Raw genomic sequence first — 13637 nt, forward strand, 5'->3', positions numbered from 1 at the left:
TACCATAGCCTCAGCACTTTTTGTCAAAATGGTTCAGGTGGCCGCGTTATTCCCTGACACGCCGCAGAGCGTGTTCCCTTTTATCGCGTGGGTGACAGGACGTTCACCCGCATAGTCACAGGAGTTCGCTATGCGAGTACTGGTTGTTGAAGATAATGGTTTGCTGCGTCACCACCTTTCCGTTCAGATGCGCGAGATGGGCCATCAGGTCGACGCGGCCGAAGACGCCAAGGAAGCCGATTATTTCCTGCAGGAACACGCGCCGGATATCGCCATCGTCGATCTCGGCCTGCCGGGTGAAGACGGCCTGAGCCTGATCCGCCGCTGGCGCGCCCATCAGACCAAGCTGCCGATCCTGGTGCTGACCGCCCGCGAAAGCTGGCAGGACAAAGTGGCGGTGCTGGAAGCCGGCGCCGACGACTATGTCACCAAGCCGTTCCACCTGGAAGAAGTGATCGCCCGCATGCAGGCGCTGATGCGCCGCAACAGCGGCCTGGCTTCGCAAGTGATCGTGCTGCCGCCGTTCCAGATCGATCTGTCGCGCCGCGAACTGAGCGTCAACGATCAACAGATCAAGCTGACCGCCTTTGAATACACCATCATCGAGACCCTGATCCGCAACGCCGGCAAGGTGGTGAGCAAGGATTCGTTGATGCTGCAGCTCTACCCGGACGCCGAACTGCGTGAAAGCCACACCATCGACGTGCTGATGGGCCGCTTGCGCAAGAAAGTGCAGGCGGAATACCCGCATGAAGTGATCACCACGGTACGTGGCCAGGGCTATCGTTTTGACGCGAAGTGAACATGATGTTCAACAAGAATAAAAAACCGTTTTCGCTGCGTGCCCGCTTCCTGATGGCGACCGCCGGGGTGATCCTGGCGCTGTCGCTCTCTTACGGTTTGGTGGCGGTCGTCGGCTATATCGTCAGCTTCGACAAAACCGCCTTCCGTCTGCTGCGCGGCGAGAGCAACCTGTTCTTCAGCCTGGCGCAGTGGAAAGACAACAAGCTCACCATCGCCATTCCCCCCGATCTCGATCTCAACTTCCCGACGCTGGTATTTATCTACGACGATAAAGGCAACCTGCTGTGGAGCCAGCGCAAGGTGCCGGAGCTCGAGAAGCTGATCAACAAGGAATGGCTGGAGGAGTCCGGCTTCTACGAAATCGACACCGACACCCGCGTCAGTAGCGAAGTGCTGGGGGACAACCCCAAAGCGCAGGATCAGCTGAAGAATTACGACGATACCGATCAGAACGCGCTGACCCACTCGGTGGCGGTCAACACCTATGCCGCCACGCCTCGCCTGCCGGCGCTGACCATCGTGGTGGTCGACAGCATTCCGCAGGAGCTGCAGCGATCCGACGTGGTGTGGGAGTGGTTCAGCTACGTGCTGTTGGCCAACCTGCTGCTGGTGGTGCCGCTGCTGTGGCTGGCGGCCTACTGGAGCCTGCGGCCGATCAAGGCGCTGGTCAATCAGGTGGGCGAGCTGGAGAACGGCGAGCGCGATCAGCTGGATGAGAACCCGCCCAGCGAGCTGCGCGGGCTGGTGCGCAATCTGAACATTCTGGTGCGCAACGAGCGCCAGCGCTACACCAAATATCGCACCACCCTGTCGGATCTGACCCACAGCCTGAAAACGCCGCTGGCGGTGCTGCAAAGCACCCTGCGCTCGCTGCGCAGCGGCAAGCAAACCACCATCGAAGAAGCCGAGCCGATCATGCTGGATCAGATCGGGCGCATCTCGCAGCAGATCGGTTACTACCTGCACCGGGCCAGCATCAACTCCGGCCAGACGGTGTTGACGCGCGAGATCCACTCGGTGCCGGCGCTGCTCGACAGCCTGGTGGTGGCGCTGAACAAGGTTTACCAGCGCAAAGGGGTGGCGATCACGCTGGACATCTCGCCGGAAGTGACCTTTATGGGCGAGAAGAACGACTTTATGGAAGTGATGGGCAACGTGTTGGAAAACGCCTGCAAATACTGCCTGGAGTTCGTGGAGATCACCTCGCTGCACTCCGAGAAAAACCTCACCATCGTTATCGACGACGACGGCCCGGGCATCCCGGAAAGCAAGCGCCAGCTGATTTTCCAGCGCGGCCAGCGGGTGGATACCCTGCGCCCCGGCCAGGGCCTTGGCCTGTCGGTGGCGGCGGAGATCATCGAGCAATACGACGGCGAAATCGTCATCAGCGACAGCCCGCTCGGCGGCGCGCGCATGCAGGTCACCTTCGCCCGCCAGCACGACACCCACCACAACGAGTAAATTATGCCGCTGCGGCCCCGATCCACGGGGCCAAACTTCCGTTATAATCGCACTCAGGCTCACTCCCCTATCCTGGAATAGAACATGGATTATCAATTAGATCTGGACTGGAACGATTTTTTGCAACGTTATTGGCAAAAGCGTCCGGTGATTCTGAAGCGCGGCTTCAAAAACTTTATCGATCCGATCTCCCCGGATGAGCTGGCCGGGCTGGCGATGGAAAACGAAGTGGACAGCCGTCTGGTCAGCCACCAGGACGGCCGTTGGCAGGTTGCGCACGGCCCCTTCGAGAGCTTCGACCACCTGAGCGAAAACAACTGGTCGCTGCTGGTGCAGGCGGTGGACCACTGGCATGAGCCTTCCGCCGCGCTGATGCGCCCGTTCCGCCAACTGCCGGACTGGCGGATGGATGACCTGATGATCTCCTTCTCGGTGCCGGGCGGCGGCGTCGGCCCGCACCTCGATCAGTACGACGTGTTCATCATTCAGGGCACTGGCCGCCGCCGCTGGCGCGTTGGGGAAAAAACGCCGCTGAAACAGCACTGCCCGCACCCGGATCTGCTGCAGGTCGAGCCGTTCGACGCCATCATCGACGAAGAGATGGAGCCGGGCGACATTCTCTACATTCCGCCGGGCTTCCCGCATGAAGGTTACGCGCTGGAAAACGCGCTCAACTACTCGGTGGGCTTCCGCGCGCCGAACGGCCGCGAGCTGGTGAGCGGCTTCGCCGATTACGTGCTGGCGCGCGAGCTCGGCAGCAAACGCTACGGCGATCCGGACGTTAAACTGCGCGAACACCCGGCGGAGATCCTGCCGCAGGAAGTGGACGCCTTACGGCAGATGATGCTGGATCTGGTGCAACAGCCGGAACACTTCCAGCACTGGTTCGGCGAGTTTATCTCCCAGTCGCGCCACGAGCTGGATCTGGCGCCGCCGGAGCCGCCGTATCAGGCCGGGGAAATCTACGAACTGCTGCAACAGGGTGAAGCGCTGCAGCGCCTGGGCGGATTGCGCGTGCTGCGCATCGGCGATCGCTGCTTCGTCAACGGTGAACTGATCGACACCGACCAGCTGCAGGCCGCAGACGCCCTGTGCCAGCACTTCAGCGTCGATGCCACTTTGCTCGGCGACGCGGTGGACGATCCGTCGTTCCTGGCGCTGCTGACCGCGCTGGTCAACAGCGGCTATTGGTATTTTAACGACTGATTGCGAGTACGCGAACAAGCCACCCTATCGGGTGGCTTTTTTTTATGCTTGCCGCGCCTGCGCGCGAAAACCGGCCAGCGCTTCATTCGCCATGCCCGCCTGCTCCGCCGCCGCGCAAATCTGCCGCCAGGTATTGACGTCTATCGGTATGCCCTGCTCCAGCCGCGCCGCGCGGTTGGCCTCTTCCCATTCTCCCGGCACCGCGATCGGCTGTTCGCCGCTCGGCGGCGACGCCTTCACCCAGCCGATAAACGCTTCGGCCTCGGCCTGCATTTGCGGGGCGTCGAAGGCCTGAGGATCGAGGATCAGGGTCGTCATGCAGTTGAAGATGGCGTCGCTCTCGGCTTTCAGCGTGGCGTCGTGGGTGGTGCGGCCGCCGGAGAGCGCGCCGCCGAGGATCTCGCACATCGCCGCCAGCGCATAGCCTTTGTGCAAGCCGAACGGCAGCAGCGAACCGAACGGCGCTTCATGCATCACCTTCGGTTCGGCAGTTGGCTGCCCGTGTTCGTCGATCAGATAGCCCGGCGCCACCGACAAGCCTTTGTTATAAGCCACCCGGGTCTTGCCGAAGGCGATGCCGCTGGTGGCGAAATCCAACAGCAGCGGCGTGCGGCCCGGCCGCGGGAAAATGGCGCAGAACGGGTTGGTGCCGAAGCGGCGATCGCTGCCGCCGAACGGCGCCACCATCGGATCGCCTACCACGTTGACGAAGTGAATCGAGATAAAACCGGCGCGGGCGCACTGTTCAGCCCAATGGCCGATGCGGCCGATATGGTGCGCGTTGTGCAGCGCCACCGCCGCCAGGCCCAGCTTGCCGGCGCGTTCAATGCCCAGCGCCATCGCTTCGCTGGCCACCACCTGGCCGAAGCCGCGCGCGCCGTCGAGCGTCAGCACCGCGCCGGCGTCGCGCACCACCTCGGCATGCTGATTGAGCTGCAATTGCCCCTGCGCCAACGACGCCATGTAGCTGGGGATCATGCCGACGCCGTGCGAGTCGTGCCCGGCCAGATTGGCCTGCACCAGATGCTCGGCCACCAGCTCGGCTTCACGCGCCGTGCTGCCGGCCTGGCGCCAAATCGCCTGAACGAACTGCGCCAAATGCGGGCTGGCGATGCGATATTCGGTGCTCATCATGCGGTCCTTATGCGTGGGGAATAGGCTTCAACACTATGAGCAACGCCTTGTTGCGGCAAGCGATTATGATAATCGCAAGCGTCCCGTTTTAACTATGGTATCCGCACGTTAGCCCAGGCGACGAAAAGAGCGGGCGCCGCTACTTTAGCCACCCGGCACAAGGCTCAGGTTATGGCGCCCCCACCAGCCAAAAAAGAAAACCCCCAACAAAATTTCGTTTGCTGGGGGTTAAAGATGCACTAATCAGACCATAACTATGGCTATTCGATACCGTATTTTTTCTCGGTTACAAATTTCGGCTCTTTCCAGTTGGGGCCTTTTTTAACAAGCATTTTGTCACCCCATTCAATAACGCCATTCTGACGTAACTGTTCGAACACCCGTCTGAATTCACCATTCCCAATTACTGTAAAATTATGGCGACTAAAGAATCGATCCATTTGGGGATAACCAAACCCATCCTCATTTCTCACCAAAAAGGCAATGACGTCAGAAATTTTTTCTTCTTTTGCCAAGCGTTCTAAATCAATCATTTTAGCATCCTCAACTCTTGTTGTTCAGCAGCGTCTAAAGCCTCCTGCGTATAGAGCAAAGCCTCGCTGTTGCCTAATTGATAATCTTCCAACGTCGCAGTATGCGTATTATTCCACACTTCCCCTTGATTATCTGGCACCGATCCATCTCTAATACCCAAATTGCGATAACGCTCCAATTCCCTGATCTCATGTGTATAAAATCGCCTGTCAGTATCGGTGGGAGGCAGTTCTCCCTTCAAGATTTTTTCCAGGCGGCCGATCATCACTTTGTTAGCGTCTGACTCTGTAAAACGCCCAGTATGCAGCTTCACCTTATCCACGCCGGCACGGTCGATGCTGGCCCCTTTCCAATCCAGATTCTGGATGGGGCCCCCAGCTTTATTGGTGTTGTATTCACGACCGCTGTATTTGCCCCTGGCGTTGGTTTCACCATAGGGCTTGTTCACCATCACATAGATGGCCTCTACACCAATCTCCGTCGCATCCGGCTGCCACAGGATAAAGTCTTGCAGATCCTGCACCACATCCGCCGGGAAGGTGGTGACCACGATGCTGTCCGCCTGCCTGATGCCGGTGCCGGTATGCACTGGCGATTTAGGCCCCGGTGAGCCGTTGCCGGTATGCGCCGGCGCGGCTGGCCCGGTCGGCACCGGGTTGATCAGTATCGTTCTGGCCGGTGCGCCTGCCACCGCCGGCAGCGTGATTTTGTCCAGCCCCGTCAGCTCATCGCGAACGGGTCTGAATACCGGCACACTCGGCGATACGCCGCCAACCCCCGTCCTGACAAAGTTGACGCTCTGTCTCCCGTCGTCGTCGGTGGTGATAAACCCGCGCACCGGCAAATCGACCGAGGTCATGCCGGGCTGGATGGTCGCCCGGCCCGCTGCCGCCAGGCTCGCCTGGAGGGCAAACAAATTGACATCCCGCCCGGGTACCCGGTCGCTCCCTGCACCGACCTCCGACGGGTAGAAACCAAGGGCAAAAGTCCCCAGCACCGATCCGGCGGCGACCACAGTGCCGGCGCGTATACTGCCAATTTCGTAGGCTGCCCGCCACGACGCGCTCGCTGCCCAGCCGGCCAGTTCGCTCGTGGTCGTCATCACGCCTTGCCCGATTACCGACGTCTGCAGCATCGCGGGCGCACGGTTGAGCACCATGGCACCTGCTGCCGCCAACGCCGCATTGGCCGCTTTTAGCTTTTCCGGCGTATACGCCGGAGCGTCCATAATACCCGCTTTGGCGAACAACGCTTTTCTGGCTGCTTCTACCTTGCGTGCATCTTCCGCCTTTCGGGCTTCCTCGGCTTTGCGAGCCTCCTCAGCTTTACGAGCTTCTTCGGCTCTGCGAGCCTCTTCCGCCTTTCGGGCCTCCTCAGCTTTACGGGCCTCTTCGGCCACTTCTCGTTCTACCTGCTTAAATTGTTGATAGGCTGAGGTTAAAGAAGGCACTTCGACATTACGTTGTCGATACCCTGTGCGATCGCTCCCTTTGCCGCCGCCGCTGATCTCATACTGCTCCGTAATTTCTGTCATCACCCTATTATTATCAAGCCAGAAACCCGGTGGGATTGTTCCATTAAGCACCTCGGAATAGGTGGCTAATGACGCCTTATCCTCTGCGGCAGAATTACTGCCATTATGGTTTCCATTAGGAACACCTTGATAATTTCCGATTCCATGTCCGGTATCTATATTCCCTGAGAACCCGACTCCACCTTGATTAGGGAACCCCATGCCTAGTACGTTTTTAACCTGTGAAACGGATGCGATAGCGTTGCTAACGGCAGCTTCCTCCGAGCTTCTAATTCCATCAACACTCACTTGTACTCTGCCGGTATAATCAACACCACTAAGGTAAACCTTTGCGTAAGGCGCCACCGCACGCACTTTTTTTTTGTAACTCTTTCAGCACATTATTAAAGTTGACGTCACTTAAAATGGCGTTCATCTGTCGCTGCATGGCTGCCGCCTGGGTGTTCCCACTGCTGCTACTGTCTCTGCCGCCATTACCGTTCGAGCCGCCTGGCGTCGAACCATCAGGTCGAGCATTGAGATTATCGCCGCTGCCGCCCATATAATCTCCAGCGGTAGGACCATGGCCATTCAGTTCCTGTGGCATATTATTTTCTCCTGGATATTACTATTCCATCAGATGCACTGAAGGCGATTTATTCCCTTTCGGAAAAGCATCAACACACAGAAATATTTCTGCGTCGCTGGACTCTCAATTTTATTTCCGGCTCACAGAGATTGAATAAATCGCCGTTTCATTATTGTTATTGGTCGAGAATTTTGCCTTCCAACGCCGCCAACCGCGATTCCAGCGTTTCTCGGGCCGCTCGTTCTTCCTTAAGCGCCTCAACCAACAGCGCTACCACGCCGTTGATATTGATGCCCCGCGCATCCTTCAGCACGCTGCCGTCATTAAGTTTTAATTCGGTTTGGGTGACCGACTGCGGCAATACGCTCTCCACTTCCTGAGCGATCACCCCGGCCTCCGGTACGCCCTGTTTGAGGTAGGTGTAGCCGCCGATATTGGCCAGCTTGTCCAATGCGCCGGCAATCTGGGTGATGTCCGTTTTCATGCGGGCGTCGGAGCTGCTGTGCCAGGCGCCGTTGGCAAAGGCGTTACCGTCGTTATGGAAAGCAAACCAGCCATCTGCCCCGGTGTTAGCAACGCGGAATACAAGCTTATGGTGGGAACCAAGGATTTCATGGTGGTATACGCTAACATATCTGTCCTGGTGGCCTTGCAGGTGCAACCCATTAGTGACACGCCCAGTGTTGTTATCAACGCTTTTGTTTCCCTGTGCTGAAATCCATCCATCGGGATTGCGTTTGATCAGTTGCCCCACCGAAAGCTCAGCGTTAGCTCTGACCTGGAGTTCATTCCAGTTTCCCTGCCAGTCACGATAAGAGATCACACCCAAATTATCCTTGCCAGGAATAACACGAGTCCCCATTACAATGGATGAGGTGACTCCGCCACCGGTGAAATCACTTTTGACAGACGCAGAGTTATAGACTTGCCCATTGATGAGGGAGGCCGGGCCGGTGGTCACCGCGGAAATACCGGCATTGTGTGAAACCGTTGCTCCGCCTGAGATATCAACACCATTAAGCAACGCAACCCTGCCGGAAGAGAGGTTAAATCCGAAAGGACGTAATGTGCTCCACTGCCCGCTCTGAGCCTGTCCTTCAAGCGTGGCCAGCATATAAAAGTTTTGGCCGTCGTTACGCAGCATCACGCCGGTATTGCCATTTGCCAGCCGAAAACCATTGGCCGATTTGGAGACGATTTCACCGTCGCTGACCACGCGCTGGCGCAGCGTAGACAGCGATTTCAGTTCGGTAATATCGTCGTTAACGCCGTTAATCACCTGAGCATTTTTCTTTTCTTCTGCCATGATTGTTACCCTCTTACGTCCTGTTTGATGGCGGTTAACAGCGCTCATTCCCCCAGCATCCCCTGGCGACTGGGCTCACCACACCGAAGCTGTAAAACCGGTTAAGCACACAGCAACACTGTGCGCATAACCAGCACTTTATCTCGAAGGATAATAGGATTCCCTCACCGCGGGTTGTGTGGTGAACGAAACAACCATGAGACTGGGAACCGTAAAGAGAACAGAAGAAGATAACGGCGGGCGCGCTGAGCCCCGCCGGGCGGATCAGAAAAGGGAATGCGGGCCGGCCAAGCCGGCCGGGGAACGAAGGTGTTTACCGCGCCCGCTCGGCGGCCAGCGCCGCGATGCGCATGATCACCGCCACCGCTTGCTCCATGCCTTCCAGCGTCACGAACTCGTGCTTGCCGTGGTAGTTGTAGCCGCCGGTGAACAGGTTCGGGCACGGCAGGCCGCGGAACGACAGCTGCGCGCCGTCGGTGCCGCCGCGGATCGGCTTCATCACCGGTTCGATGTCGCAATCGCGCATCGCCTGCTGCGCCAGCGCGATCACGTGCGGGTGCTCCGCCACCTGTTCGCGCATGTTGTAATAGCTGTCTTCGATGCTCACTTCGATATAGCAATCGCGCGGCAGACCTTTGCCGACCTCGCGAGCGATGTCCACCATCTTGCGCTTGCGCGCCTCGAACCCTTCGCGCTCGAAGTCGCGCAGAATGTAGTGCATTTCGGCGCGCTCCACGCTGCCCTTGATGCTGCTGAGATGATAAAAGCCCTGGTAGCCTTCGGTGGTCTCCGGCGCTTCGTCCGCCGGCAGCGCCTGATGAATGCGGGTCGCCAGCGACAGCGCGTTGACCATCACTCCCTTGGCGCTGCCGGGGTGTACGCTGTTGCCGAGGATTTTGATCGTCACCGAGGCGGCGTTGAAGTTTTCGCACTCCAGCTCGCCGACGCCGCCGCCGTCCACCGTGTAGGCCCATTCCGCATTGAAGGCCGCCACGTCGAACAGCTGCGCCCCCTTGCCCACCTCCTCGTCCGGAGTGAAGGCCACGCGGATGTCGCCGTGCGGGATCTTGCGCGCGCGCAGGCGCACCATGGCGGTGAGGATCTCGGCGATGCCCGCCTTGTCGTCGGCGCCCAGCAGCGTTTTGCCGTCGGTGGTGATCAGCGTCTGCCCCAGCATTTGGTGCAGGATCGGGAACATCACCGGCGACAGCACTTCATCACCGATGCCGAGCGCAATGTCGCCGCCGCGATAGTTCTCGACGATCTGCGGATTGACGTGTTTACCGCTGAAATCCGGCGAAGTATCCAGATGGGCGATGAAACCGACCGCCGGCACCGGCCAGGCGACGTTACCCGGCCAGGTGCCCATCACGCAGCCGTGTTCGCTGAGCGACACCCGCTCGAAGCCGAGCGCGATCATTTCCTGCTGCAATGCACGCGCCAGCTTCAACTGCCCGTCGGTGCTCGGCACATGCTTTACGTTCGCTTTGGACTGGGTGTCGAAAGAGACGTAGTTGAAAAAGCGGTCAAGTAATTTGTCCATGGTAGCGGCCCCTCAGAATATCGCGTTTCATTATGCGGAACCGATCAGGATCAAATATTGCGTCAGGTCATTTTTAACCAGAATTCGCCAATATCATTAATCTTTGTGATGATTTCTGAGGGGAATAATGCTGTCATCACAGGGTCATTTGTCGCTATCATGATGAAAAACGCGGCATCTGGGCCGGATCGGCTTTCAATTCCGGCATTCAGCGTCTATCATGCGCGCTCGAAAAATTTCCATTGGCGTAACTGGTTTGAGCTTCATTTGATCAGCGGGCATTCCCGCAAGCTCCGGCAGTCTTTTCCAGTTACGGTTCTATCTGCATTAGCCCACGGGATAGAGTAATACGATAAATGACTGAGACATCCTCTCCGACTCCCCTTGTTGAACTGCATGCCCTGAGCAAAGCGTTCGATGGCAAAACCATCATTGCCGATCTGGATCTGACGATTAACCACGGCGAATTCCTCACCATTCTCGGCCCCTCCGGCTGTGGCAAAACCACGGTGCTGCGCCTGATCGCCGGTCTGGAAGACGCCGATGTGGGCCGCATCGTGCTCGACGGCCAGGACATCACCGCCATTCCGGCCGAACATCGCCACGTCAACACCGTGTTTCAAAGCTACGCTCTGTTTCCGCACATGTCGGTGTTCGACAACGTCGCCTTCGGCCTGCGCATGCAAAAGGTGCCGGCGGCGGAACTGACGCCGCGCGTCGAAGAGGCGCTGCGCATGGTGCAGCTGGACGACTTTGCCAAGCGGCGGCCGGGCCAGCTCTCCGGCGGCCAACAGCAGCGCGTGGCCATCGCCCGCGCGGTGGTCAACAAGCCGAAGGTGCTACTGCTGGACGAATCGCTGTCGGCGCTGGACTACAAGCTGCGCAAGCAGATGCAGAACGAACTGAAAGCGCTGCAGCGCAAACTGGGCATCACCTTCGTGTTCGTCACCCACGATCAGGAAGAGGCGCTGACCATGTCGGATCGCATCGTGGTGATGCGCGAAGGCCGCATTGAGCAGGACGGCACGCCGCGTGAGATCTACGAAGAGCCGAAGAACCTGTTCGTCGCCAGCTTCATCGGCGAGATCAACATCTTCGACGCGGTGGTCCTGCAACGCCTCGATCCGCAGCGGGTGCGCGCCAACGTGGAAGGCCGCGAGTGCGACATCTACGCCGATCTGCCGGTAGAGCCGGGCCAAAAGCTGAAGGTGCTGCTGCGTCCGGAGGATCTGCGGGTGGAAGAAGTGAACGACAGCGCGCAGCACGACGGGCTGATCGGCTACGTGCGCGAGCGCAACTACAAAGGCATGACGCTGGAATCGGTGGTCGAGCTGGAGAGCGGCAAAACGGTGATGGTCAGCGAGTTCTTCAACGAAGACGATCCGGACGTCGATCACTCGCTCAATCAGAAGATGGCGGTAACCTGGGTTGAAAGCTGGGAGGTGGTGCTGGCCGATGAAGAAATCGCGTAAAGTCTTCCAGAATGTGGTGATCGTCGGCGTCGTCGCCTGGCTGTTGCTGTTCGTGTTCATGCCGAACCTGATGATCATCGGCGCCAGCTTCCTGACCCGCGACGACGCCAACCTGGTGCAGATGGTGTTCACGCTGGACAACTACCGGCGCTTGTTCGATCCGTTGTACGCCCAGGTGCTGCTGCACTCGCTGAACATGGCGCTGATCGCCACCCTGTGCTGCCTGGCGATCGGCTATCCGTTCGCCTTTATTCTGGCGCGGTTGCCGCAGAAGGTGCGGCCGCTGCTGCTGTTTCTGCTGATCGTGCCCTTCTGGACCAACTCGCTGATCCGCATCTACGGCCTGAAGCTGTTTCTCAGCACCCGCGGCTATCTCAACGACGCGCTGCTGTGGATCGGCGTCATCGACAAGCCGCTGCGCATCATGTACACCTCGGAAGCGGTCGTCCTCGGCCTGGTGTATATCCTGTTGCCGTTTATGGTGATGCCGCTCTACTCCAGCATCGAAAAGCTCGATAAGTCCTGCCTGGAGGCGGCGCGCGACCTCGGCGCCAGCAAGCTGCAAACCTTTATCCGCATCATCGTGCCGCTGACCATGCCGGGCATTATCGCCGGCTGCCTGCTGGTGGTGCTGCCGGCGATGGGGCTGTTTTTCGTCGCCGATCTGATGGGCGGCGCCAAAAACCTGCTGATCGGCAACGTGATTAAAAGCCAGTTCCTCAATATCCGCGACTGGCCGTTCGGCGCGGCCACCAGCATCTGCCTGACGCTGGTGATGGGGCTGTTGCTGCTGGTTTATTACCGGGCCGCACGCCTGCTGAACAAGAAGGAGGATCTGGCATGATCGGACGTCTGCTGCGCGGCGGCTTTATGACGCTGGTATACGCCTATCTGTATATCCCGATCGTCATCCTGATCGTCAACTCCTTCAACGCCTCGCGCTTCGGCATCAATTGGCAAGGGTTTACCACCAAGTGGTACAGCACCCTGCTGAATAACGACAGCCTGCTGCAGGCCGCGGGCCACTCGCTGACCATGGCGGTGCTCTCCGCCACCTTCGCCACGCTGATCGGCTCGCTGACCGCGGTGGCGCTGTACCGCTACCGCTTCCGCGGCAAACCGTTTGTCGGCGGCATGCTGTTCGTGGTGATGATGTCGCCGGATATCGTGATGGCCATCTCGCTGCTGGTGCTGTTCATGCTGCTGGGCATTTCGCTCGGCTTCTGGTCGTTGCTGTTCTCGCACATCACCTTCTGCCTGCCGTTCGTGGTGGTGACCGTCTACGCGCGCCTGAAAGGCTTCGACGTGAAGATGCTGGAAGCCGCGCGCGATCTCGGCGCAAGCGAGTTCACCATCCTGCGCAAAATCATCCTGCCGCTGGCGATGCCGGCGGTGGCGGCCGGTTGGCTGCTGAGCTTCACCCTGTCGATGGATGACGTGGTGGTCTCCTCCTTCGTCACCGGGCCGAGCTACGAGATTTTGCCGCTGAAGATCTACTCGATGGTGAAAGTCGGCGTCTCGCCGGAGGTCAACGCGCTGGCCACCATTTTGCTGCTGCTGTCGCTGGTGCTGGTGATCGCCAGCCAGTGGGTGATGCGCGATCGCTCGCCCAAGGCCGAGTAATCGCACATCACCTTCTGCCTGCCGTTCGTGGTGGTGACCGTCTACGCGCGCCTGAAAGGCTTCGACGTGAAGATGCTGGAAGCCGCGCGCGATCTCGGCGCAAGCGAGTTCACCATCCTGCGCAAAATCATCCTGCCGCTGGCGATGCCGGCGGTGGCGGCCGGTTGGCTGCTGAGCTTCACCCTGTCGATGGATGACGTGGTGGTCTCCTCCTTCGTCACCGGGCCGAGCTACGAGATTTTGCCGCTGAAGATCTACTCGATGGTGAAAGTCGGCGTCTCGCCGGAGGTCAACGCGCTGGCCACCATTTTGCTGCTGCTGTCGCTGGTGCTGGTGATCGCCAGCCAGTGGGTGATGCGCGATCGCTCGCCCAAGGCCGAGTAACCCTTCCCGCCGGGCGCTGCGGCGCCCGGTTGTGATCCCCTTCACAACCGGCACCGGTTGTCACTCCC

Annotated in this window: 13 protein-coding genes and 1 pseudogene; 8 read left to right on the forward strand and 6 right to left on the reverse strand. The window is 59.1% G+C overall.

The genetic code is table 11. The features are described 5' to 3' along the window. Nucleotides 1-130 precede the first annotated feature (130 nt). From phoP to ACMGF7_RS22205, 3 genes are all read left to right on the forward strand, one after another. A complete protein-coding gene (gene phoP / locus ACMGF7_RS22195) occupies nt 131-802 on the forward strand; it encodes a two-component system response regulator PhoP (protein ID WP_004941169.1) in 672 nt (223 codons plus the stop codon). 5 nt (nt 803-807) lie between these two features. After that, nucleotides 808-2265, forward strand: a complete 1458-nt coding sequence (gene phoQ / locus ACMGF7_RS22200; RefSeq protein ID WP_049240262.1) for a two-component system sensor histidine kinase PhoQ — start codon at nt 808-810, stop codon at nt 2263-2265. 84 nt (nt 2266-2349) lie between these two features. Further along, nucleotides 2350-3471 (forward strand): cupin domain-containing protein, encoded by a 1122-nt coding sequence (locus ACMGF7_RS22205; protein ID WP_044031419.1) that lies wholly within the window; start codon nt 2350-2352, stop codon nt 3469-3471. Nucleotides 3472-3513: 42 nt separating this feature from the next. On the opposite strand, the gene ACMGF7_RS22210 is transcribed toward ACMGF7_RS22205, so the two are convergent. From ACMGF7_RS22210 to pepT, 6 genes are all read right to left on the reverse strand, one after another. Further along, the gene (locus ACMGF7_RS22210) at nt 3514-4602 is read right to left on the reverse strand and encodes a malate/lactate/ureidoglycolate dehydrogenase (RefSeq protein WP_049240223.1); all 1089 of its coding nucleotides are present in this window, start codon (nt 4600-4602) and stop codon (nt 3514-3516) included. A gap of 263 nt (nt 4603-4865) precedes the next feature. Next, nucleotides 4866-5138, reverse strand: coding sequence for a hypothetical protein (locus tag ACMGF7_RS22215; protein WP_015377598.1), 273 nt, complete (start codon nt 5136-5138; stop codon nt 4866-4868). After that, a complete protein-coding gene (locus ACMGF7_RS22220; RefSeq protein ID WP_239504279.1) occupies nt 5135-6961 on the reverse strand; it encodes an S-type pyocin domain-containing protein in 1827 nt (608 codons plus the stop codon). The genes ACMGF7_RS22215 and ACMGF7_RS22220 overlap by 4 nt, the downstream gene beginning before the upstream one ends. Before the next feature lie 28 nt (nt 6962-6989). Further along, nucleotides 6990-7259 (reverse strand): hypothetical protein, encoded by a 270-nt coding sequence (locus tag ACMGF7_RS22225; RefSeq protein WP_152903400.1) that lies wholly within the window; start codon nt 7257-7259, stop codon nt 6990-6992. A gap of 157 nt (nt 7260-7416) precedes the next feature. Continuing rightward, a complete protein-coding gene (locus ACMGF7_RS22230) occupies nt 7417-8547 on the reverse strand; it encodes a tail fiber domain-containing protein (protein WP_164095008.1) in 1131 nt (376 codons plus the stop codon). Nucleotides 8548-8860: 313 nt separating this feature from the next. Next, a complete protein-coding gene (gene pepT / locus ACMGF7_RS22235; protein WP_004941154.1) occupies nt 8861-10090 on the reverse strand; it encodes a peptidase T in 1230 nt (409 codons plus the stop codon). A gap of 57 nt (nt 10091-10147) precedes the next feature. Between pepT and ACMGF7_RS22240 the strand changes: the two genes are divergently transcribed. The 5 genes and pseudogenes from ACMGF7_RS22240 to ACMGF7_RS22260 all read left to right on the forward strand — a co-directional run. After that, nucleotides 10148-10438 (forward strand): hypothetical protein, encoded by a 291-nt coding sequence (locus tag ACMGF7_RS22240; protein ID WP_130054910.1) that lies wholly within the window; start codon nt 10148-10150, stop codon nt 10436-10438. 8 nt (nt 10439-10446) lie between these two features. Further along, nucleotides 10447-11562: a spermidine/putrescine ABC transporter ATP-binding protein PotA gene (potA, locus tag ACMGF7_RS22245; protein ID WP_004941151.1), complete on the forward strand. Its 1116-nt coding sequence runs from the start codon at nt 10447-10449 to the stop codon at nt 11560-11562. Next, entirely contained in the window at nt 11546-12406 is an 861-nt protein-coding gene (gene potB / locus ACMGF7_RS22250) for a spermidine/putrescine ABC transporter permease PotB (RefSeq protein ID WP_004941149.1), read from the forward strand. The genes potA and potB overlap by 17 nt, the downstream gene beginning before the upstream one ends. Continuing rightward, nucleotides 12403-13185 (forward strand): spermidine/putrescine ABC transporter permease PotC, encoded by a 783-nt coding sequence (potC, locus tag ACMGF7_RS22255; RefSeq protein ID WP_004941147.1) that lies wholly within the window; start codon nt 12403-12405, stop codon nt 13183-13185. The genes potB and potC overlap by 4 nt, the downstream gene beginning before the upstream one ends. Continuing rightward, nucleotides 13186-13569, forward strand: a pseudogene (locus tag ACMGF7_RS22260) (ABC transporter permease subunit); the annotation flags it as partial. Nucleotides 13570-13637 lie beyond the last annotated feature (68 nt).

The organism is Serratia sp. BNK-17 (assembly GCF_048684935.1).
In the GTDB taxonomy this organism is placed as follows: Bacteria; Pseudomonadota; Gammaproteobacteria; order Enterobacterales; family Enterobacteriaceae; genus Serratia; species Serratia nematodiphila.